General features: G+C 64.4%; 18 protein-coding genes. 9 read left to right on the forward strand and 9 right to left on the reverse strand.

Going from position 1 to position 21344, the window contains the following annotated elements; genetic code table 11:
- The first annotated feature begins 62 nt into the window (after positions 1-62).
- Genes PSAL_RS09385 through PSAL_RS09395 form a run of 3 tightly spaced genes read left to right on the forward strand, consistent with a single transcriptional unit; the run spans position 63 to position 3192 of the window.
- Complete coding sequence (locus PSAL_RS09385) at positions 63-1145, forward strand: ABC transporter permease (protein WP_119838146.1); 1083 nt, start codon at positions 63-65, stop codon at positions 1143-1145.
- Positions 1145-2065 (forward strand): ABC transporter permease, encoded by a 921-nt coding sequence (locus PSAL_RS09390; protein WP_119838147.1) that lies wholly within the window; start codon positions 1145-1147, stop codon positions 2063-2065. Before PSAL_RS09385 ends, PSAL_RS09390 begins: the two co-directional genes overlap by 1 nt.
- Before the next feature lie 29 nt (positions 2066-2094).
- Entirely contained in the window at positions 2095-3192 is a 1098-nt protein-coding gene (locus PSAL_RS09395; protein ID WP_119838148.1) for a BMP family ABC transporter substrate-binding protein, read from the forward strand.
- A gap of 126 nt (positions 3193-3318) precedes the next feature.
- Here PSAL_RS09395 and PSAL_RS09400 read toward each other — a convergent pair whose 3' ends face one another.
- Positions 3319-5814, reverse strand: a complete 2496-nt coding sequence (locus PSAL_RS09400; RefSeq protein WP_119838192.1) for a GcvT family protein — start codon at positions 5812-5814, stop codon at positions 3319-3321.
- Positions 5815-6241: 427 nt separating this feature from the next.
- Here PSAL_RS09400 and PSAL_RS09405 point away from each other — a divergent pair, with 427 nt between their 5' ends.
- Positions 6242-7000, forward strand: coding sequence for an electron transfer flavoprotein subunit beta/FixA family protein (locus PSAL_RS09405; RefSeq protein ID WP_119838150.1), 759 nt, complete (start codon positions 6242-6244; stop codon positions 6998-7000).
- Entirely contained in the window at positions 7000-7926 is a 927-nt protein-coding gene (locus PSAL_RS09410; protein WP_119838151.1) for an electron transfer flavoprotein subunit alpha/FixB family protein, read from the forward strand. Before PSAL_RS09405 ends, PSAL_RS09410 begins: the two co-directional genes overlap by 1 nt.
- A gap of 191 nt (positions 7927-8117) precedes the next feature.
- On the opposite strand, the gene PSAL_RS09415 is transcribed toward PSAL_RS09410, so the two are convergent.
- A complete protein-coding gene (locus PSAL_RS09415; protein ID WP_331274425.1) occupies positions 8118-9041 on the reverse strand; it encodes a DUF6473 family protein in 924 nt (307 codons plus the stop codon).
- A 151-nt stretch (positions 9042-9192) separates the two neighbouring features.
- On the opposite strand from PSAL_RS09415, the gene PSAL_RS09420 reads away from it, so the two are divergent.
- Complete coding sequence (locus PSAL_RS09420) at positions 9193-10068, forward strand: 3-hydroxybutyryl-CoA dehydrogenase (RefSeq protein ID WP_119838153.1); 876 nt, start codon at positions 9193-9195, stop codon at positions 10066-10068.
- A 47-nt stretch (positions 10069-10115) separates the two neighbouring features.
- Here PSAL_RS09420 and PSAL_RS09425 read toward each other — a convergent pair whose 3' ends face one another.
- The 3 genes from PSAL_RS09425 to ccrA all read right to left on the reverse strand — a co-directional run bounded on the left by PSAL_RS09425 (position 10116) and on the right by ccrA (position 13481).
- Positions 10116-11648, reverse strand: coding sequence for an ATP-dependent DNA helicase (locus tag PSAL_RS09425; protein WP_119838154.1), 1533 nt, complete (start codon positions 11646-11648; stop codon positions 10116-10118).
- A 178-nt stretch (positions 11649-11826) separates the two neighbouring features.
- Complete coding sequence (locus PSAL_RS09430) at positions 11827-12093, reverse strand: hypothetical protein (RefSeq protein ID WP_119838155.1); 267 nt, start codon at positions 12091-12093, stop codon at positions 11827-11829.
- Between the two features lie 101 nt (positions 12094-12194).
- Complete coding sequence (gene ccrA / locus PSAL_RS09435) at positions 12195-13481, reverse strand: crotonyl-CoA carboxylase/reductase (RefSeq protein ID WP_119838156.1); 1287 nt, start codon at positions 13479-13481, stop codon at positions 12195-12197.
- A gap of 338 nt (positions 13482-13819) precedes the next feature.
- On the opposite strand from ccrA, the gene PSAL_RS09440 reads away from it, so the two are divergent.
- The 3 genes from PSAL_RS09440 (at position 13820) to PSAL_RS09450 (ending at position 16977) form a co-directional block, all read left to right on the forward strand.
- A complete protein-coding gene (locus tag PSAL_RS09440; RefSeq protein ID WP_119838157.1) occupies positions 13820-15802 on the forward strand; it encodes a methylmalonyl-CoA mutase family protein in 1983 nt (660 codons plus the stop codon).
- Positions 15803-15878: 76 nt separating this feature from the next.
- Positions 15879-16169, forward strand: coding sequence for an acylphosphatase (locus PSAL_RS09445; protein WP_119838158.1), 291 nt, complete (start codon positions 15879-15881; stop codon positions 16167-16169).
- A complete protein-coding gene (locus PSAL_RS09450; RefSeq protein ID WP_119838159.1) occupies positions 16147-16977 on the forward strand; it encodes an urea carboxylase-associated family protein in 831 nt (276 codons plus the stop codon). The genes PSAL_RS09445 and PSAL_RS09450 overlap by 23 nt, the downstream gene beginning before the upstream one ends.
- Before the next feature lie 35 nt (positions 16978-17012).
- On the opposite strand, the gene PSAL_RS09455 is transcribed toward PSAL_RS09450, so the two are convergent.
- From PSAL_RS09455 to PSAL_RS09470, 4 genes are all read right to left on the reverse strand, one after another.
- Positions 17013-18005 carry an aldo/keto reductase gene (locus PSAL_RS09455; RefSeq protein WP_119838160.1) on the reverse strand — a complete coding sequence of 331 codons (993 nt, stop codon included), beginning with the start codon at positions 18003-18005 and terminating at the stop codon, positions 17013-17015.
- Positions 18002-18706, reverse strand: coding sequence for a purine-nucleoside phosphorylase (deoD, locus tag PSAL_RS09460; protein ID WP_119838161.1), 705 nt, complete (start codon positions 18704-18706; stop codon positions 18002-18004). Before deoD ends, PSAL_RS09455 begins: the two co-directional genes overlap by 4 nt.
- A 169-nt stretch (positions 18707-18875) precedes the next feature.
- Positions 18876-19892 (reverse strand): hypothetical protein, encoded by a 1017-nt coding sequence (locus PSAL_RS09465; RefSeq protein WP_147407603.1) that lies wholly within the window; start codon positions 19890-19892, stop codon positions 18876-18878.
- Positions 19893-20119: 227 nt separating this feature from the next.
- Complete coding sequence (locus PSAL_RS09470) at positions 20120-21298, reverse strand: type III PLP-dependent enzyme (RefSeq protein ID WP_119838193.1); 1179 nt, start codon at positions 21296-21298, stop codon at positions 20120-20122.
- Positions 21299-21344: the final 46 nt, after the last annotated feature.

Consider the following 21344-nt stretch of genomic DNA (forward strand, 5'->3'; position numbering starts at 1 on the left):
TCGCGGGTGGAAAACTGCGCCTCCGGCGGGAGTATTTCCGGCCAGATGACAGGGAACCGCGCATGCTGAGGCTGGAGAAGCGGCCGCAGCCGTCGCGCACGCTGAGCTATGTGACACCGGTGCTGGCGGTGCTGATCACCATGGTCGCCGGGGGGCTGCTGTTTGCGCTGCTCGGCAAGGATCCGGTGGCGGCGATCCGCACGATCTTCTGGGATCCGTTGTTCGGGGAGTTTGCCTTTTACTATCGCCCGCAGTTGCTGGTGAAGGGCGGGCCTTTGATCCTGATCGCGCTTGGGCTGAGCCTTGGGTTCAAGGCCGGGATCTGGAACATCGGCGCAGAGGGGCAGTATATCATGGGCGCCATTGCCGGCGCCGGGGTCGGGCTGGCCTTCTACCCGCTGGAAGCGTGGTGGCTGTTCCCGCTGATGGTGATTGCCGGGGCGCTTGGCGGATGGGCCTGGGCGATGATCCCGGCCCTTCTGAAGGTGCGGTTCGGGACCAACGAGATCCTGGTGAGCCTGATGCTGGTCTACGTGGCCGAGAATTTTCTGGCGTCGATGGCGATCGGGGCGATGAAGAACCCCGAGGGCTTCGGGTTTCCGGGGTCGCGCAATCTTCAGCAGTATCCGTCGGCCCATAACGCCGAAATCATCGCCGGGACCGGCATGCACTGGGGGGTGGCTGCGGCCTTCATCGCCGCGATCATGGCCTATGTGCTGATGAACCGGCACATCCTTGGCTACCAGATCCGGCTGACCGGGGACGCGCCACGGGCTGCGAAGTTTTCCGGCGTGAAGCCGGCGAGGCTGGTACTGTTCTGCTTGGGGACCGCCGGGGCGCTGGCCGGGCTCGCGGGGTTCTTCGAGGTTGCGGGGCCGGCGGGCCAGATCACCACCGGGTTCAATGTCGGCTACGGGTTCACGGCAATCATCGTCGCCTTTCTTGGCCGGCTGCATCCCTTCGGGATCGTGCTGGCCGGGCTGCTGATGGCGCTGACCTATATCGGCGGCGAAGCGGCACAAAGCACGATGCAGCTGCCGGCGGCGGCAATCCAGGTTTTCCAGGGCATGTTGCTGTTCTTCCTGCTGGCCGTCGATCTGCTGACCAATTTCCGGGTGCGCCTGGACAAGAGAGAGGCCGCCTGATGGACCTGGGTGCAATCAATCCGCTGCTGCTGGCGGCCTCGCTGATGGTTGCGGCCACGGCCGTGATGATCGCGGCCGTGGGCGAACTTGTGGTCGAGAAGGCCGGTGTGCTGAACCTTGGCGTCGAGGGCATGATGATCACCGGGGCGATCTGCGGCTTTGCCGCTGCGGCCACCACCGGGTCGCCGATGATCGGCTTTGCCGCGGCGGCCGGGGGCGGCGCGCTGCTGGCGCTGCTGTTCGCGCTGCTGACCCAGGTTGCCCTCGCCAACCAGGTTGCCAGCGGGCTGGCGCTGACCCTGTTCGGGCTGGGCATGTCGTCGCTGATCGGGCAGAGCTATGTCGGGGTCAAACCTCCGCCGACGCCCGATCTTGACATCCCGCTGCTGTCGGACATCCCGGTTCTGGGACCCGTGCTGTTCAGCCATGACCTGATGGTCTATTTCGGGCTGGCGCTGGTTGCGGCCGTCTGGGCATTCCTGAAGTACACGCGCGGCGGGCTGATCCTGAAAGCCGTGGGCGAGAACCACGCCGCGGCCCATGCGCTTGGCTACAAGGTAGTGCGGATCCGGGTGCTGGCGATCCTGTTCGGCGGCGCCTGCGCCGGTCTGGGCGGCGCTTACATCAGCCTGATCCGCGTGCCGCAATGGACCGAGGGCATGACCGGCGGCGCCGGCTGGATCGCCCTTGCACTGGTCGTCTTCGCCAGCTGGAAACCCTGGCGGGTCCTGCTGGGCGCCTACCTGTTCGGCGGCGTCACCGTGCTGCAGCTGAACCTGCAGGCTGCAGGACTTGCGATTCCCGCAGAATACCTTTCCATGTCACCATACCTGATCACCATCCTCGTGCTGGTCATCATGTCGGCAGACCGCAGCGCAGCCCCGGCTTCGCTCGGGCGCACTTTCCACGCCTCGCAATGACGCGGCGACAAAACCAAGGGGAGCAAGTAATGCTTATCAAGAAAAGAACCTTCCTGACCGGGGCGGCAACCGCGCTCGGGATGACGGCACTGGCCAGCGGCGCGGCCTTTGCGCAGGACGACAAGACGAAGGTCGGCTTCATCTACGTCGGCCCGATCAACGACGGCGGCTGGTCCCAGCACCACCACGAAAGCGCGCTGAAGATGATCGAGGAGATCGGCGCCGACAAGGTCGAGATGGTCTACCAGGAAAACGTGCCCGAGGGCCCGGATTCCGAACGGGCCATGACCCAGATGGCGCTGAACGGGGCGGATATCATCTTTTCCACCTCCTTCGGCTACATGGACCCGACGCTGAACGTCGCGACCAAGTTCCCGGACGTGAAGTTCGAGCACGCCACCGGTTACAAGACCGCGCCGAACATGTCCGCCTATTCCGCCCGCTTCTATGAAGGGCGCGCCGTCCAGGGCACCATCGCGGGCAGCATGACCAAGAGCAACACTATCGGCTACATCGCCTCGGTGCCGATTCCCGAAGTCGTGCGCGGCATCAACTCGTCCTACATCCACGCCAAGAAGGTGAACCCGGATGTCGAGTTCAAGATCATCTGGCTCTACACCTGGATGGACCCGGCGAAAGAGGCGGACGCCGCCCGGACCCTGATCGAACAGGGCGCAGACGTGATCCTGCAGCACACCGATTCCACCGCCCCCCTGGCTGCGGCACAGGCGGCTGGCGACGTTATCGGCTTCGGCCAGGCGGGCGACATGGCGGAATACGCCCCCTCGCCCCGGGTCTCTTCCATCATCGACAACTGGGCGCCCTACTACACCGCGCGCGTGCAGGCGGTCATGGACGGCACCTGGGAAACCCATTCGGTCTGGGAAGGCATCAACACCGGCATGGTCGGCATCGGCGAGATCTCCGACGTGGTGCCCGAGGACGTGAAAGCCGCCGCGCTGGAGATGAAGGACGCGATCTCGGCCGGGGAATACCATCCCTTCACCGGTCCGCTGAACAAACAGGACGGCACGCCCTGGCTGGCCGAAGGCGAAGTGGCGGATGACGGCACCCTCGCCGGCATGAGCTTCTACGTTGAAGGCCTGGAAGGCGACATCCCGCAATAAGCGCGGCGTCTTTCACAAGATTTAGCCCCGTCGGAGAGATCCGGCGGGGCTTTTTCATTCCCGGCAAAGGTGCCGCGCGCGTGGGCTGCGCGGTCACCGGACCCCGAAGGGTCCGGTTCGGGGCGCTCAGGCGTCCAGGCGGATGGTGGTGTTCTTCGGATCATAAGGGCTGTCTTCGGTGATCTCCGCATCCCAAAGCTCATTGAACATCTTCACCTTCAGCTTCGTCCCCGGCACCGCAAGCGCAGGCGCGACATAGCCCATGCCGATACTTTTCCCGAAGGCCACCGAATAGCCGCCCGAAGTCAGGCGCCCGACCTTGGTCGCACCGTCGTAAAGCGCCTCGCGGCCCCAGGGATCGGCGTCGTCGGGGCCGTCGATCAGCAGGGTGACGCATTTCGACCGCACGCCCAGCGCTTCCATCGCCGCCTTGCCGTGGAAATCCTTGGACAGGTCGATGAAGCGCGGCAGGTCAGCTTCGGCCGGTGTCGCGTCGCGGCCAAGCTCGTTGCCGAAGGCGCGGTAGGATTTCTCCTGACGCAGCCAGTTCTGAGCGCGGGCGCCGACCAGCTTCAGGCCCAGCGGCTCACCGGCCTTCATCAGCGCATCCCATAGATGGTTCTGCATTTCCATCGGGTGGTGCAGTTCCCAGCCCAGTTCGCCTGTGTAGGCCACGCGGATGGCGTTGACGGGCACCATGCCCAGTTCGATCTGGCGGGCCGACAGCCAGGGGAAGCGCTTGTTCGACAGGGCCGTTTCCGGGTCCGCATCCCGGATAAGGGTCTTCAGCAGGTCGCGGGATTTCGGCCCGGCGATGGCGAAGACGCCCCATTGGGTGGTGACATCCTGCACGATGACCAGCTTGCCGGTCTTCGCCATGAAATCCTCCGCCGACTTCAGCAGGTAATCCTGGTCATAGGCGGTCCAGGCCCCGGCGGAAACAAGGTAATAGCTGTCTTCGGCGTTGCGCACGATGGTGTATTCCGTGCGCGTGGTGCCGGCGCTGGTCAGCGCATAGGTCAAGTTGATGCGGCCCACCTTGGGCAGCTTGTTGCAGGTGAACCAGTCCAGGAATTCGGTCGCGCCGTTGCCCTTGACCGTGTGCTTGGTGAAGGCCGTGGCATCCACCAGCCCGACGCCTTCGCGGATCGCCTTGGCTTCCTCCACCGCATATTGCCACCAGCCGCCGCGGCGGAAACTGCGCGCGGCGTGGTCGTCGAAGCCTTCGGGCGCATAGTAGTTCGGGCGTTCCCAGCCGTTGACGTGGCCGAACTGCGCCCCGGCCGCCTTCTGGCGATCATAGGCCGGCGAGGTGCGCAGGGGGCGGGCCGCCGGGCGTTCCTCGTCCGGGTGGTGCAGGATGAAGACATGCTCGTAGGCTTCTTCGTTCTTGGCCACGGCGTACTCCGTGGTCATCCAGTTGCCGTAGCGCTTGGGGTCAAGGCTGGCCATGTCGATCTCGGCTTCGCCGTCCACCATCATCTGCGCCAGGTAATAGCCCGTGCCGCCCGCCGCCGTGATCCCGAACGAGAACCCTTCGGCCAGCCACATGTTGCGCAGGCCCGGCGCGGGGCCGACCAGCGGGTTGCCATCCGGCGTGTAGCAGATCGGACCGTTGAAATCGTCCTTCAGGCCCACGGTTTCGGAACTGGGCAGACGGTGGATCATCGACATGTATTCCTCTTCGATCCGGTCCAGATCGAGCGGGAAGAGGTCGGCGCGGAAACTGTCGGGCACACCATAGGCAAAGCGCGCCGGGGCGTTGCGTTCATAGGGGCCAAGGATCCAGCCGCCGCGTTCCTCGCGCACGTACCATTTCGCATCGGCATCGCGCAGAACCGGGTGCTCTGCCCCGCCCTGCTGGCGGTAGGCGACCAGCGCGGGGTCGGGTTCAGTGACAATGAACTGGTGTTCGACCGGGATCGCCGGGGTCTTGATCCCCAGCAGCTTTGCGGTGCGCTGCGCATGGTTGCCGGTGGCAGTGACGACGTGCTCGGCAGTGATGACGGCGGTTTCCTCGGAGGGCACCAGGTTGCCGCCCTTCTCGACCATCTTCGTGACGCCGACCTGCCATTCCGACCCGGTCCATGTGTAGCTGTCGACCTGCCATTTGCGTTCGATCACCACACCGCGCTGACGCGCGCCCTTGGCCATGGCCATGGTGACATCGGCAGGGTTGATATAGCCATCGGTCGGGTGGAAGATCGCGCCCTGCAGCCCCTCGACATTGACCAGCGGCCAGCGCTCCCTGATCTGCGCCGGGGTCATCCATTCATAGGGCACACCAGCAGTTTCGGCAGTGCTGGCATATAGCCTGTATTCGTCCATCCGCGACGTGGTCTGGGCCATGCGCAGGTTCCCGACCACGGAAAAGCCCGCGTTCAGCCCCGTTTCCGCCTCGAGCGTCTTGTAGAAATCGACCGAGTACTTGTGGATATGGGTGGTCGCGTAGCTCATGTTGAACAGCGGCAACAGTCCGGCCGCATGCCAGGTCGATCCGCTGGTCAGCTCGTCCCGTTCCAGCAGCATGACATCCTGCCAACCCGCCTTTGCAAGATGATAGGCGATCGAGGTCCCGACGGCACCGCCGCCGACAACCAGGGCCTTGACGTGGGTTTTGATGGCGGAATTCATGGCGCACCTTTCCTGATGGAGGCCGGATCCTGTTGCAGGCCCGAGACTATGAGACATCCCGGTCGTGCCGGGTTCAGGAAAGAGGTTTAGCAGCAATTGCAGACGGCGCAGGGTCCAGCCGACCAAATCCACGCCGAAACCGACCTTGGCAAAGATTCCGCCCCGGACACCGGAGATGCCGGCGGATCGACGTCGGATTTCCCGCGCGATGCGGTGAAAAAAGCCGCCTTGCGCGCGGTTTGCCCCGGTCTTCGTGCAAGGACGGCGGATCTGTGGATCAAAACGTGACGTTGCCCGGCTGTAGAAAGTCTGTTTTGGGCTGTCATGCCGGCGATCAGGATTATATCAAGCTCCGGAGTGGATGCGCGCGGCCCAAATCCGCCGCGGCACCGGACAACAGAGGGAGTGACCGCCAATGAAGGTACTTGTACCTGTCAAGCGCGTGATCGATTACAACGTGAAAGTCCGCGTCAAGGCGGATGGAACGGGCGTCGATCTTGCCAATGTGAAAATGTCGATGAACCCGTTTGACGAGATAGCCGTCGAAGAGGCCATCCGTCTGAAAGAAGCCGGCAAGGCCGATGAGGTCATCGCGGTTTCCATCGGTGTGAAACAGGCGCAGGAAACCCTGCGCACGGCCCTGGCCATGGGTGCGGATCGCGCGATCCTGATCGTGGCCGCCGACGATGTGCATCAGGATATCGAGCCGCTCTCCGTGGCCAAGATCCTGAAAGGCGTCATCGAAGCCGAAGAGCCGGGCCTGGTGATTGCCGGGAAACAGGCGATCGACAACGACATGAATGCCACCGGCCAGATGCTGGCCGCGCTGACCGGCTGGGCCCAGGCGACCTTTGCCAACAAGCTGGACATCGATGGCGACAGCGCCGTCGTGACCCGCGAAGTGGACGGCGGCCTGCAGACCATCAAGGTCAAGCTGCCCGCCATCGTGACGGCCGACCTGCGCCTGAACGAACCGCGCTATGCCAGCCTGCCCAACATCATGAAGGCCAAGAAGAAGCCACTGGATGAAAAGACGCCCGCCGACTATGGCGTGGACGTCACGCCGCGGCTTCAGGTGGTCAAGACCTCTGAACCCGAAACCCGCCAGGCCGGCGAGATGGTTGGGTCGGTCGATGAACTGGTGGCGAAACTCAAAGAGAAGGGGATCGTCTGATGGCCGTTCTTCTGCTTGCTGAAATCAACGATGGCGTCCTGGCGATGGATGCCACTGCCAAGACCGTCACCGCAGCCCAGAAGCTGGGCGAAGTGACGCTGCTTTGTGCCGGTGCCAAGGTGGCGGATGCCGCAGCCGAAGCTGCGGGCATTGCCGGTGTCGCCAAGGTGCTGGTGGCCGAGGATGCGCTGTACGGTCACCGTCTGGCCGAACCCGTGTCGTCGCTGCTGGCCAAGCTGGGCGCGGACTACGATCACATCGTGGCACCGGCGACCACCGACGCCAAGAACATCCTGCCGCGCGTCGCCGCGCTGCTGGACGTGATGATCCTGAGCGACGTGACCGGGGTCGTCGATGGCGATACCTTCGAACGCCCGATCTATGCCGGCAACGCGATACAGACGGTCAAGTCGCTGGATCCCAAGAAGGTGATCACCTTCCGGACCTCGACCTTCGACGCGGCCGGCACCGGTGGCTCCGCCCCGGTTGAAAGCGTGGAAAGCGCCGAAGATCCCGCACTGTCGGAATGGGTCGAGGACAAGGTTGCGACCAGCGACCGCCCCGAGCTGACCAGCGCCGGTGTTGTCGTTTCGGGTGGCCGTGGCGTCGGATCCCAGGAAGATTTCGCGCTGATCGAGAAGCTGGCCGACAAGCTGGGGGCCGCTGTCGGTGCCTCGCGTGCGGCGGTGGATTCGGGCTTTGCGCCGAACGACTGGCAGGTGGGCCAGACCGGCAAGGTCGTGGCGCCCGAGCTCTACGTGGCCGTCGGCATCTCCGGTGCGATCCAGCACCTTGCAGGGATGAAGGACAGCAAGGTCATCGTGGCGATCAACAAGGACGAAGAGGCGCCGATTTTCCAGGTGGCCGATTTCGGCCTGGTCGCTGACCTGTTCGAAGCCGTGCCTGAGCTTATCGAGAAGCTTTGAGGCCCGCCAAGGCCTGAGCCAAGATTGAAAGGGTCCGCCGGTATGGCGGGCCTTTTTTCGTTGTCCTCTGAGGGACCGAGGGCAATGCGGTCGGGTTTGGCGCCGGGGGCTCTGCCCCCACGCCCGGTGACCGCTCGAGGCGGTCGCCGGGCGTTCCCCCGGGATATTTTCAACAGGGAAACCATGGGGAACTAGCGGGCACGGCGCGTGCGTTTGTCGGACAGGATCGCAGTCAGGGGGTCGATCAGCATTTCGGCCGCCAGTTCGTGTGCTGCGGGGGGAAAGTGGCGGGCCGCCGTGGCGGCTTCGTCCGGGGCGAAGAACATGCCCTGGGTGCCACGTTCAAGGAGCGCGGAACTGGGGATCGTATAGGCGAAGCCTTTGGTCAGGGTGGAAATCCGGGTCAGCATGGCTTCGGTGACAAGTGCGGCTGACAGGCTGGGAAGGAGATCAGGCCGGGGTTCTGGCAACGCCGCCGATTGTTTCCGAGGGGCCTGCGCGGCGAACCAGAAGCCGAGGACCGGTGGGGCTATCCGGTCGAGGAGCATTTCCATCTTGAGCACCCATGTCTCCTGCAATTCTCGGCGCAGGCTGGCAAAGGCGTCGGCGTCGCAGGCGCACAAGGTGGTCAGCATCTGCCCGACATGGTGGAAGCCGGTGAAGTCGAAGTTCGGGAACAGGCCCTGCAACAGGCCGGTCGCATTCAGAAAGCGGTCATTGCGCATAGGATGGACCGAATAGTACCTGTTTGACATATTCAGCGCCCCGGGCATGCGCAGCACCACCGCCCGCGCGCAATTGACGATTTCCAGCAACGCCGGATCCGACAGGAAGACATCCGGGCCGGCATTGGCGATGCCGAGGTTCACCACAGGCAGACCGAAGTCTTCTTCCAGCATCCCCGGGAAGGGCCGCGCGATGTAGCGGCCATATGTCTCGTCTCCGCCAAGGCAGGCCAGGTAATCGCCCTTGAGCGCCCGCGCCGGACCGCGAAACATCTGTCGCGATGCCCCGTAGCGACAGGGAAAGTAAGCAAGCCCGCCATGGCCCGGCTGTTCGATCGCGATGATGCACCCCCCGACATGCTGTCTGAGGCCAAAGGGTGACCGAGAAATCTTGCTCTTTGCCTAAACGCTGCATTTTAAGGGTTTACGCCGCGCTCCGACCGTTGGTGCCAGTCAAGACTGAGGCTGCGCATGCGGTGAAGGCTTGCGGGGGGCGACGCATTTCTCCACATTGCGCGCAAGGCAGCAGCAGGAGAGCCCGATGGAAATCAACAGGATCGGTGTGATCGGCGCGGGGCAGATGGGCAATGGCATTGCCCATGTCATGGCGCTTGCAGGCTATGAAGTGCTTTTGAACGACATCAGCCAGGAGGCGCTGGATCGCGCCGTGGCAACGATTTCGCGCAACCTGGACCGTCAGGTCAGTCGCGAGAAGATCTCTCAGGAGGCAAAAGACGCCGCCATGGGGAGAATCTCGGTGACGAAGGTGCTGGCGGACCTCGGGCCCACCGACCTGGTGATCGAGGCGGCCACGGAACGCGAAACCGTCAAGGAAGCGATCTTTCAGGATCTCTTGCCGCACCTCGCACCGCATACGATCCTGACCTCGAACACCTCTTCGATCTCGATCACGCGGCTGGCCAGCCGCACGGACCGGCCCGAGAAATTCATGGGGTTCCATTTCATGAATCCCGTGCCGGTGATGCAGCTGGTCGAGCTGATCCGGGGTATTGCCACGGATGCAGAGACCTTTGAGGCCTGCCGAAAAGTCGTCGAAAAGCTGGGGAAATCGGCCGCGAGCGCCGAAGATTTCCCGGCTTTTATCGTCAACCGCATCCTGATGCCGATGATCAACGAAGCGGTCTATACGCTTTATGAGGGCGTCGGCTCGGTCCAATCCATCGACCTGTCCCTGAAATTGGGGGCGAACCACCCGATGGGTCCATTGGAGCTGGCAGATTTCATTGGTCTTGATACCTGCCTGGCGATCATGAACGTGCTGCATGACGGGCTGGCGGATACCAAGTATCGCCCCTGCCCCCTGCTGACGAAATATGTCGAAGCCGGCTGGCTGGGACGCAAGACTGGGCGTGGGTTCTATGATTATCGGGGCGAGACCCCGGTGCCGACGCGCTGACGCTTTTCCGCCGGGGCCCCTGACGACAGGGCGCCCGGTGGCCTTTGCTATTCTTCTTGCGCGGACAACTCCAACGGCGCGCTCTTGCGCAAGGCGCGCAGATCCTCGACCCCAAGGGGGCCTGCGGGTTTCGCCAGCCGCGCCCTGGTGACCCAAAGCAGCCGCTGTTCGGCCCGGGTGATCGCCACATAGGCCAGCCGTTTCCACATCGGTTGCCCGGCTTCGGTCCGACCGGCCCGGAAGGCGGCGTAGATGTCCGGGGCAAAAACCTGCACGTCGGACCACTGCGAGCCCTGCGCCTTGTGGATCGTCACGGCCGCCCCGTGCAGGAAAGTGGCGCCCATTCGGGCGGCAAAGGGGATGAAGGGTTCTTCCTCCTCGGGGCGTTCGATCTTGACGATCGAAGCCGCCGAGACCTGCGGATTCTCTGCTCCGACCACGTGAAGACGTGAAAAGCCGGGCTTTGATCCCGGGCCGAGGTAGATCACCTGAGCGCCCTTGATCAGCCCGCGCGCCTCGAGGTCCAGACGTTTCTTGCGGTGCTTCAGCGGCAGTTCGATCCCGTCGCAGATCAGCGGCTCGCCCGGCAGCAAGGCGTCTTCGGGGGCGCCATGGACATTGCGGAAGGCGTGGATCAGGCGGATGCGCGTCGCATTGCGCCAGACCAGCACCGGAGAGCGCGCCATCAGGTCGGATTCCACCCGCGAGGCCCAGACCACGCGCTCGTCCCGCGCGGCGGCCTCTTCGATCATCCGTTCGAAACGGTAGAAATCGACCTGCGGATCGGCCAGCGCATGGGCCAGGTCCAGGATCGGGTTGTCGGCGTCCTGCCGGTGCACCCGGCTCAGTTCCAGCCGCGCCGGTTCGGGCAGGCTTTCAAAGACCATCTGGCCCGATTGCCCAACCGGGGCCAGCTGCGCCGGGTCCCCGAACAGGACCAGATTGGGAAAGATCTCTCGCAGGTCGTTGAACTGCTTTTCGTCCAGCATCGAGGCTTCGTCGACGAAACCAAGGTCCAGCGGGTCATCGCGGCGCTTCCAGCCGGTTATGAAATCTGACCCGCGCAGCCCCGCCATCGCCAGCGCCGCGGGGACCGAACGGTGCGTCTCGTAGCTGAGCTTGGCGCGATCCAGTGCCTCTTCGGTCAGGCCCTCGATCTCGGGCTTTTCACCGCGGCCTTCCAGCCATTCGGCGATCTTTTCGTATTCCGGATCGTAGACCGGCGTGTAGAGAATGCGGTGGATCGTCGTCGCCGGAACGCCGCGCAGCCGCAAGACCGAGGCGGCCTTGTTGGTCGGGGCAAGGATGGCGATGCTGCGTGCGTCCTTGGCCCGTTTAGGCTCGTAGTCGCCCGAGACCAGCGCGAGGCCCGCAGCCTCGGCGGCGCGGGCAAGTTCGCTCAGCAACAGGGTCTTGCCGGAGCCCGCCTTGCCGATAACCGCCAGCACGCGCGAGCGGCCCTCCTGCAAAGGCTGGGTCGTGCCGTTTTCCAGATCGATACCGGCCCCGCGCAGGGTTTCGGCGATCCGGTCGAAGGCTTCGGCCTGGTCATGGGAAAAGGTCACGGCGGGCAGCGTCATGGTCGGACGCTACAACCTGCCGCCCAAAAGCGCCAGAGAGCCGGGGGGCTGTCCGGGCAGGTTCTGACGGCTTCCGTCCCGGACAAGAGCGCTCCCTTGCGCGCGCGGCGAAGGGCGCAGGCCAAGCGACCGTTCAACGCGCGGGGAATTGCCCCCCCCGCGCGGCGTCACTCATCGGTCAGTGTTTGCGATACCCCGCCGGAGGGGAAGACGGATAATACTCGGGTACAGTGCGCCGCGAACCGCTGGCTTCGGTTCGTTTGCGCAGGATCTCTTCCTGCGTGACCCGCGTCGCGATGGCCAACTGGTCCACCACCCGCGTCATGCCGCGATCCTTGGCCGCCTCCTGAAGATCCGCCAGCACATCGACCATCCATTGATCCAGCGCCACCCTGGGAAAGGGAGACGGATTGATGTCGATCCCGTAGTCATTGCCAAGTCCCATAACATCTCTCCACCATGTCGGGGAAACGGCCCCCTGCCCTGCAGCCCGTGCAGTATCCCCGACTCGGCCATCAGTCTTGGCCCCTCCGGCTTAACAAAAAGTTAGGACCGGGCCTCCAGAACGTCTTCAACTGTTCTCAACCCGGCGCGGGGGGCCTGGACCAGAACCGCCATGTTGCCCGGTTTATGCTGATTCTGGCGCATCTTGGTATGGGCACGCGGGATGTCGTCCCAGGAAAAGACCTCGGACATGGCCGGGTCGATCCGGCGTTCGATCATCAGCCTGTTGGCGGCGGCGGCCTGTTTCAGATGGGCGAAATGGCTGCCCTGAACGCGCTTCTGATGCATCCAGAGGTAGCGCACGTCGAAGGTGCAGTTGAACCCCGAAGTCCCGGCGCAGATGACGATCATGCCGCCCTTCTTGCAGACCAGGGTCGAAACCGGGAAGGTCGCCTCGCCCGGATGCTCGAACACGATATCGACATTATTGCCCTTGCCGGTGATGTCCCAGATCGCCTTGCCGAACTTGCGCGCCTCGGTGAACCAGGCCTTGTACTCGGGCGTATTGACCGTGGGCAATTGCCCCCAGCAGGAAAAATCCTTGCGGTTGATGACGCCCTTGGCCCCCATCCCCATGACGAAATCACGCTTGTCCTCTTCCGAGATCACGCCGATCGCATTGCCCCCCGCCGCGTTGATCAACTGGATCGCGAAGGACCCGAGCCCGCCGGACGCCCCCCAGACCAGGACGTTCTGGCCCGGCTTCAGCTCATGCGGGTGATGGCCGAACAACATCCGGTAGGCGGTCGCCAGGGTCAGCGTGTAACAGGCACTTTCCTCCCAGGTCAGGTGCCTGGGGCGCGGCAGAAGCTGCTGCGCCTGGACGCGGGTGAATTGCGCGAAACTGCCATCGGGGGTTTCGTAGCCCCAGATCCGCTGGCTGGGCGAATACATCGGATCGCCGCCATTGCATTCCTCGTCGTCGCCATCGTCCTGATTGCAATGGATGACGACCTCGTCCCCGACCTTCCAGGTCCTGACGCTGGACCCGACCGCCCAGACCACGCCGGACGCATCGGAACCCGCGATATGATAGTCCGCGCCATGCCCGTCGAAGGGAGAGATCGGTTCCCCGAGACCCGCCCAGATGCCGTTGTAATTGACCCCTGCAGCCATGACGAGCACCAGCACTTCGTGGCTGTCGAGGCTTGGCGTATCGACGACCTCTTCCTGAAACGAGGTTTCGGGTTCGCCGTGACGGTCGCGCCGGATTGCCCATGCGTACATCTTTGCCGGCACATAGCCGAGCGGCGGCAGTTCCCCCACCGGGTAAAGATCCTTTTCCGGTGCGTCATAGGGCGCGATGCCCCGATCCGTATCCAGTGCCATGGGCCTCTCTCCTCAAGCTCAGAATGCCGCGATGCAGAATCGGCGGATTAACTTGGGGATATTATCCTACACGCAACTTTGCAATAAATTTTTATACTATTACGAAATATTGTGTCTTGTCTAATTTCCCTGTCGGGGCGGTTTTGCCTTTTTTCATGGCTTGCCACGGCTTCACTGACCACCGTATGTCTGCCGGCTGGCCAAACTGCGCCGCAGGATATGGTATGCTTTCCCGACCCAGCCGCTGCCGCGCCGCAGCGAATTGACAGGGGTCTTTTCTTTCCTGTATGTGCCATAATTGATAATTAAGTTTCACGCATAATAGGGCGAGGCACGACATGACTGAGACATCGCAGCGGGATCGTCCCTGGCTGATCCGCACCTATTCCGGCCATTCCACGGCCGCGGCCTCCAACGCGCTCTACCGGGGCAACCTGGCACGCGGACAAACCGGGCTTTCGGTGGCCTTCGACCTGCCGACCCAGACCGGCTATGACAGCGATCACGTGCTGGCCCGGGGCGAGGTCGGCAAGGTCGGGGTGCCGATCTGCCACCTCGGCGACATGCGCGCGCTTTTCGATCAGATCCCGCTGGCAGAGATGAATACCTCTATGACGATCAATGCCACGGCGCCCTGGCTGCTGGCGCTCTACATCGCCGTCGCCGAGGAACAAGGCGCCGATCCCGCCGCGCTTCAGGGCACCGTCCAGAACGACCTGATCAAGGAATACCTCAGCCGGGGTACCTATATCTGCCCGCCCGAACCCAGCCTGAAGATGATCGCCGACGTGGCCGAATACTGCTATGCCCATGTGCCCAAGTGGAACCCGATGAACGTCTGTTCCTACCACCTGCAAGAGGCCGGCGCGACGCCCGAGCAGGAGCTGGCCTATGCCCTGGCCACCGCCATCGCGGTGCTGGATGCGCTGCGCCCCCGCGTGGCCGAAAAGGACTTTCCCGGCGTCGTCGGGCGCATCAGCTTCTTCGTCAATGCCGGCATCCGCTTTGTCACCGAGATCTGCAAGATGCGCGCCTTCGTCGATCTCTGGGACGAGATCACCGCCGAACGCTATGGCATCGAGGATCCGAAATTCCGCCGCTTCCGCTATGGCGTGCAGGTCAATTCCCTTGGGCTGACCGAACAGCAGCCGGAAAACAACGTCCCCCGCATCCTGATCGAGATGCTGGCCGTGGTGCTGTCCAAGAACGCCCGCGCCCGCGCCGTGCAGCTTCCGGCCTGGAACGAGGCGCTTGGCCTGCCGCGTCCCTGGGATCAGCAATGGTCGCTGCGGATGCAGCAGATCCTGGCCTATGAAACCGACCTGCTGGAATACGAGGACCTCTTTGACGGCAACCCGGCGGTGGACGCCAAGGTCGCGGCGCTGAAACAGGCCGCCCGCGCCGAGCTTGCCAATCTGGGCGCCATGGGCGGGGCCATCGGGGCGATTCCCTACATGAAGGCGCGGCTGGTCGAAGCCAACGCCGAACGGATCGCCCGGATCGAATCCGGCGAAACCACGGTCGTCGGCGTCAACCGCTGGCAAGAAGCCGAGCCTTCGCCGCTTCTCGGCAGCGATGGCGGCATCCTGACCGTGGACCCCGCGGCAGAGGCCGATCAACTGCACCGTCTGGCAGGGTGGCGCCGTCAGCGGGACGCTGACGCGCTGCGGGCAGCGCTCGATGCGCTGCGCGCAGCGGCTGAGGCGGGTGAAAACATCATGCCGGCCTCGATCGCCGCCGCCAAGGCAGGTGCCACGACCGGCGAATGGGCCGCCACCATGCGTGCCGTGCATGGCGAATACCGCGGCCCCACCGGGGTGGCAGCCGGCCAGTCCAACCGCACCGAGGGCCTCGAAGACATCCGCGCCGAAGTCGACGCGGTCAGCGACCGCCTGGGCCGCCGCCTCAGCTTCGTGATCGGCAAGCCGGGACTCGACGGCCATTCCAACGGTGCCGAACAGATCGCCTCGCGGGCGCGTGATTGCGGGATGGAGATCGGCTATGACGGCATCCGCCTGACGCCTGAGGAAATCGTGGCCCGCGCCCGCAACGCCCATGTGCTGGGACTGTCGGTCCTGTCCGGCTCGCATCTGCCCCTGGTCGAAGAGGTCCTGACCCGCCTGCGTGCCGAGGACCTTCAGATCCCGGTCGTCCTCGGCGGGATCATACCGGAGGCGGACGTGGCACGGCTGACCGCGCTTGGTGTCGCGGCAATCTACACGCCGAAGGATTTCGAGCTGAACCGCATCATGCGCGATGTCATCACCCTGGCCGACCCGGACGCCGGCCCCGATCTCAACCCGGTCAAGGCCTCGGCCTGACCCTCCCCGCCGGAATAGCGCACCCGGCTGGAAGGCCCTGCTATCCGTGCTATCCTTGCGGATGGGAGGAACCGGGATGAAGCACCAACCAGGCGGCCCGAGCAGCCGACAGATCCGCGTGACCGGCCGGGTGCAGGGCGTCGCCTTTCGCGCCTGGACCCGTGGGCAGGCCCGCAAGCTCGGCCTTGCGGGCTGGGTCCGCAACGACGCCGACGGTTCGGTCACTGCCCTGCTGCACGGCGAGGCCGCTGCCGTCGAAAACATGATCAACGCCTGCTGGACGGGCCCCGGCGCGGCCGAAGTCCGTGACGTGCAGGCCACCCCCGCCACGCCGCCCGAATGGGATGATTTCCGCATCCTGCGCTAAGGCACCTTGCATCCGGCCCCCGGTCACGCTTCCCTTGCCGCAGCCCGAACTTGCGCTCTACCGCGCCGCGCTGGTCACGGCGCAGGTCACCGGCACCACCCGCGTTCCCCCGCGCGATGCGGCCACATTCCGGATTCCGGCAGGCAGCTTCTTTCGCATTTCCAGCATCGAAGGGGCGCAGGTCGGGGATCTGAACCTGTGGAACGCCAACGACCTGTCAGAGCGGTTCTATTCCGGCAAGACCCGCGCCCTGCACGGCACCCATGTCGGAACCGGAGACCGGCTCTGGACCAGCTTTCCGGCGTTGCGCCCCATGGCGACCATCGTCGAGGACAGCCTTGGGTGGTACGGGATCGACCCACATGGCGGTTCGGTGCATGACGTGATCGGCACCCGCTGCGATCCCTATACCGGCGCGCTGCTGTCAGGCGGACACTACCATCATTGCTGCCATTCCAACCTGACCCGTGCGCTGGCACAAGCGCTCGGGCTGCCGCTGGCCGAGGCGGAACAGCATGTGCATGATGTGCTGAATGTCTTCATGTGCACCGGCTTTACCCGCGACACCGGTCAATATTTCATGAAGGCCAGCCCGGTGCGCCCCGGCGACCAGATCACCTTTTTCGCGGAAATCGACTTGCTGGGGGCCCTGTCGGCCTGTCCGGGGGGCGATTGTTCGGCCGAACATTCCAGCGACAGCGCGCCCTGTTACCCGCTTCAGGTGGACTGCCTGACGCCAGATCCCACCGCGCTGGAAGGATGGACCAGCCCCGCGCCGTCAAGCTATGATCGCAGCCACGGGGTCTGATGCGACGCCCCAGCAAGCGGGGCGCCGCGATGGCGTCAGCAGTACCGTTCGACCGCCACAAGCTGGCCATCGCCATAGCGGTCGCCATGGGCGAAACCGGCGGGCAGCAGGCGGTCTATTTCAGCCAGGTCTTCGGCGCTCAGCGTAATGCGCGCGGCATCAAGCCATTCCGCCAGGTGCGCCGCCGTCCGGGTCCCCGGGATCGGCACCACGTGGTCGCCCTGCGCCAGAACCCAGGCCAGCGCGGCACCGGCCACGGACCAGCCCTTGCCCTGCGCCCAGTCGCGGAAGCCGTCGATTGCCGCAAGGTTGGCGGCGTAATTGGGCGGGGTAAAGCGCGGGTTGGAGAGGCGGAATTCGCCCTCCTTCATCTGCGCGGGATCGACCGAAGCCTCGCCGAACATGCCCCGCGCCAGCGGCGAGAAGGCGACGAAGGTCACGCCCAGCCGGGCGCAGGCCTGAATGACACCCAATTCCGGCTGGCGCGACCAGAGCGAATATTCGTTCTGCACCGCCGTGACGGGATGCACCGCATGGGCGCGGGCCAGCGTATAGGGGGCGATTTCCGACAGGCCGTAGCCTTTCGTCAGACCTTCCTCGATCAACCGGGCCATGGTCTCGGCCAGTTCCTCGGGCGGGGTCTCGGGGTCGTGACGATGAGCGTAGAACAGGTCCACGCTGTCCAGCCCCAGCCGTTCAAGCGAGCTTTCCAGTTCGGCCCGCAGGTAATCGTAGCTGTTGTCGATCCGGCGCGGCGGACCGGGGACGATCGACGCCTTGGTCGCGATCACCAGATCCTCGGGCCGCTTGCCCCCAAGGAACCGCCCGATGATGTTTTCCGAGATCCCCATGCCATAGATATTGGCCGTGTCCCAAAAGGTGATCCCGGCGTCGAGCGCGGCCTGAAGCGTCGCCTGCGCGGTCTCTTCATCGGTGGGCCCGAACATGCCGGAAATCGACATGGCGCCGAAACCGACGCGGGGGATCATCAGGCCCGTGCGGCCCAGTTCGATCTTGTCAAAGCTCATGCGAATGCGGCCTCCAGGGCGATTTCGACCATGTCGCCAAAGGTCTTTTCGCGATCCTCGGACGGCAGGGCCTCGTGGGTCAGAAGGTGGTCGGACACGGTCAGCACGGCCAGCGCGCGGCAGCCGTGACGGGCGGCCAGATTGTAAAGCTCGGCCGCTTCCATTTCGACGCCGAGGATACCGTGGCGGGTCATCTGTTCGTTCAGGTCGGGGCGTTCGTCATAGAAGACATCCGCCGAATAGATCCCGCCGGCATGGACGGCGACATCCCGCGCCGTGGCCGCGCGGTGAGCCGCCGCCAACAGGCTGTAATCGGCGCAGGGGGCAAAGTTCATTTCCTTGAAGATGCCGCGCGACGGGGTCGACAGGGTAGTCGCGGTCATCCCAAGGATGATGTCGCGCACCTTGACGCTATGCTGCATGCCGCCACAGGACCCGATACGGATCAGGGTCTTGGCGCCATAGTCGCGGATCATCTCGTTGACGTAGATCGACAGCGACGGCATCCCCATGCCGGTGCCATGAATGGTGACGCGATTGCCCTTCCAGGTCCCGGTAAAGCCCAGCATACCACGCACTTCGTTGACCAGTTCGACATCGTCCAGAAAGGTCTCGGCGGCCCAGCGGGCGCGATAGGGGTCGCCGGGCAGCAACACGGTTTCGGCGATCTGGCCGGGGGCGGCTCCGATATGGATGGTCATGACTTGGCCTCTCAAAACGAATAGACGCGCCAATGCGCGCCGGGATCTGCCGCGCAGAGTAAGGCCTTTGACCGGAGGCGCAAGAGAGGGGGCGCTGGCTGCGCCGGCTTTTCCTGCGCCCTCGGGAGCCCACACTGGCCAGAGGTCCGCAGGGCGAGACTGAGAGGGTTCAGGGCACGTAGAAACCGCCATAGCCAAGGCGGCGTTCCGGCGCGGGGACCGAAACCGTGGCTTCCGGTTTTACACCTTCCGTCTCGTAGACCTCGTGCTTGGCCGGGGCGCGGTAGCGGGCGCGACCGCAGTTCAGCCGCTCGAGCCGGGTTTCCCCCTCGACGATGCGGCAATTGCGCGACGGGCTCTGCGTGCCGGTGGTGATCTTTCCCTGCGCCGGGGGCGGCACGAGGTCCTGTCGGTAGGCCAGTTCGAACCGCGGCGCGAGGTCTTCGCCCGGCGTGTAGCGTCCCGTCAGATCGGCCGTCACGGCGGATCCGGTCGGCAGGCCACGGGTCACCTCTCCGGTCAGGGAAAAGGTCCCGATCCCCTGCGCCGGGCGGCTTTCGCTGGCCGGGTAGTGGAAAATACTGAACCGCGTGCCGTAGCTGAAGCCCATCCGCCCGCGTCGTGTCCAGGAAACATAGCTGTCCATGCCGGGACGCGGCACGGAGGTATCGTCCAACCCAAAGCGTGTCGCGGTATAATCGGCGAACGGCAGGTAGAGGTTGCTGCCAAAGACAAGGTCCCCGTTGCCGAGGCCACTATTGGCAGCGCGTTCGTATTCCACCCCGAGGCTGACCTGGCTCAGCACCTGGTCCGAGGCTGCCTTGCGCCCGAAATCGAGATAGGCGTTCAGCCCGAAAACGCTTTGCCCCGACAACGCGCTGCGCCAGGCCTGCCCGAGGCTGAGCGTCACGTCGTTGCTTTGGGTGTTGCCGCTATAGCCGAGACTGACATGGGTGAACCCCTGCCCCAGCCCGAGGCCGCCCAGCCGGGTCCGCCCCTGCGGCGCCAGCAGATCAAGGTTGAGGCTGGCCCAGTCGCGCTGCATCACCAGCGAGGAACTGCCGCTTGGCGCATAGGAGATGGCTCCGGGCCGCAGCAGGATCGTCCCGGTCTCCTGGGACAGCGCCGCAGAGCCGAGGAACATCGCGCAACAGCTGGCCAGAAGGGAGGAGGCTTTTGGCAGCATGGGACAGTAGATGGGGCACGAGATGCAAAAGCCAAATGAACGGCCGCACTTTCCCGTGCAATTTTGGCAGGGAATTGCTGAATCCCCGCCGGGCTGGGGGCGCTGCCCCCGGCGCGCGGGGCGCGCGCCATCCCCCGAAGTATTTCCGACAGGGTGAAGCCCGACATGCAAAGGGCCCGCGCCTTTTGACAGGTGCGGGCCCTTTCATGTCGGAGTGCCGGTATCAGTCAGTCGCCCAGGACGACCACATCCAGCGGCGGGAAACCGTTGAAGCCGATCGAGGCATAGGTCGAGGTATAGGCGCCGCAATTGCGGATGATGAACCGGTCGCCTGCGCGCAGCCCCAGCGGCAGATCGACCGGGCGCTTTTCGTAAAGCACATCGGCGCTGTCGCAGGATGGGCCGGCCAGGATGCAAGGGCCGGACAGCTCGTGGTCTCGCTCCGTCAGGAACTGGTAGCGGATTGCTTCGTCCATGGTTTCGGCGAGGCCCGAGAACTTGCCGATATCGAGGTAAACCCAGCGGTGCATGTCGTTGTCGGACTTGCGTGACACCAGCAGCACTTCGGCTGCGATGGCACCAGCTTCGGCAACCAGACCCCGGCCGGGTTCAGCCATGATTTCAGGCACATCGCCGAAACGCTCGGCGATCAACTGCATGACGCGGGCAGCGTAAGAGGTCGGGCCCTGGATTTCCTCGCCATAGAAGGCCGGGAAACCGCCGCCAATGTTGAGCAGGCGCAGGTCGTGGCCAGCGTCGCGGGCAGCCTGCCAGACAGCGGCAACCTGATCGAGCGTGGCGGTCCACATCTCGGCGCGCTTGGTTTGCGAACCGACGTGGAAGGACAGGCCGACCGGCGCGAGACCAAGCGAAACCGCGTAATCCATCAGGCGGATGGCGCCTTCACGGGCCACGCCGAACTTGCGCGACAGCGGCCAGTCGGCCTCGGAGGCATCGACGATCAGGCGGATGTAGACGTCGGCGCCGGGGGCGTGCTCGGCGATCTTTTCCAGCTCCTGCTCGGCATCGGCGGCGAACAGGGTGACACCGGCATTCCAGGCAAAAGCGATGTCGCGGGCCTTCTTGACGGTATTGCCGAAGGAAATGTGGTCCGGATGCGCGCCAAGGCTGAGGCAAAGCTCGATTTCCGCCCGCGAAGCGGCGTCAAAGCCCGAGCCAAGGTGGACCAGACGTTCGATGATCTCGCGCTGCGGGTTGGCTTTCACGGCATAGTGGATACGCGCGCGGCCCAGGCCTGCTTTCAGCGCGTGGAACTGATCGGCCACACGATCAATGTCGAGCACCAGCGTGGGGCGATCGAAGTCGTTCTGACGGATGAAGGTTTCGACACGGGACTCGCGGCGCACGGAGTCGCGAGCCGGGAATTCGGCTACGTAGGCGTTCATGGTCATCTCCAATAGACCCGGCCATATATGACCGCTCACTTCCAAG

Source organism: Pseudooceanicola algae (assembly GCF_003590145.2).
Classification (GTDB): Bacteria; Pseudomonadota; Alphaproteobacteria; order Rhodobacterales; family Rhodobacteraceae; genus Pseudooceanicola; species Pseudooceanicola algae.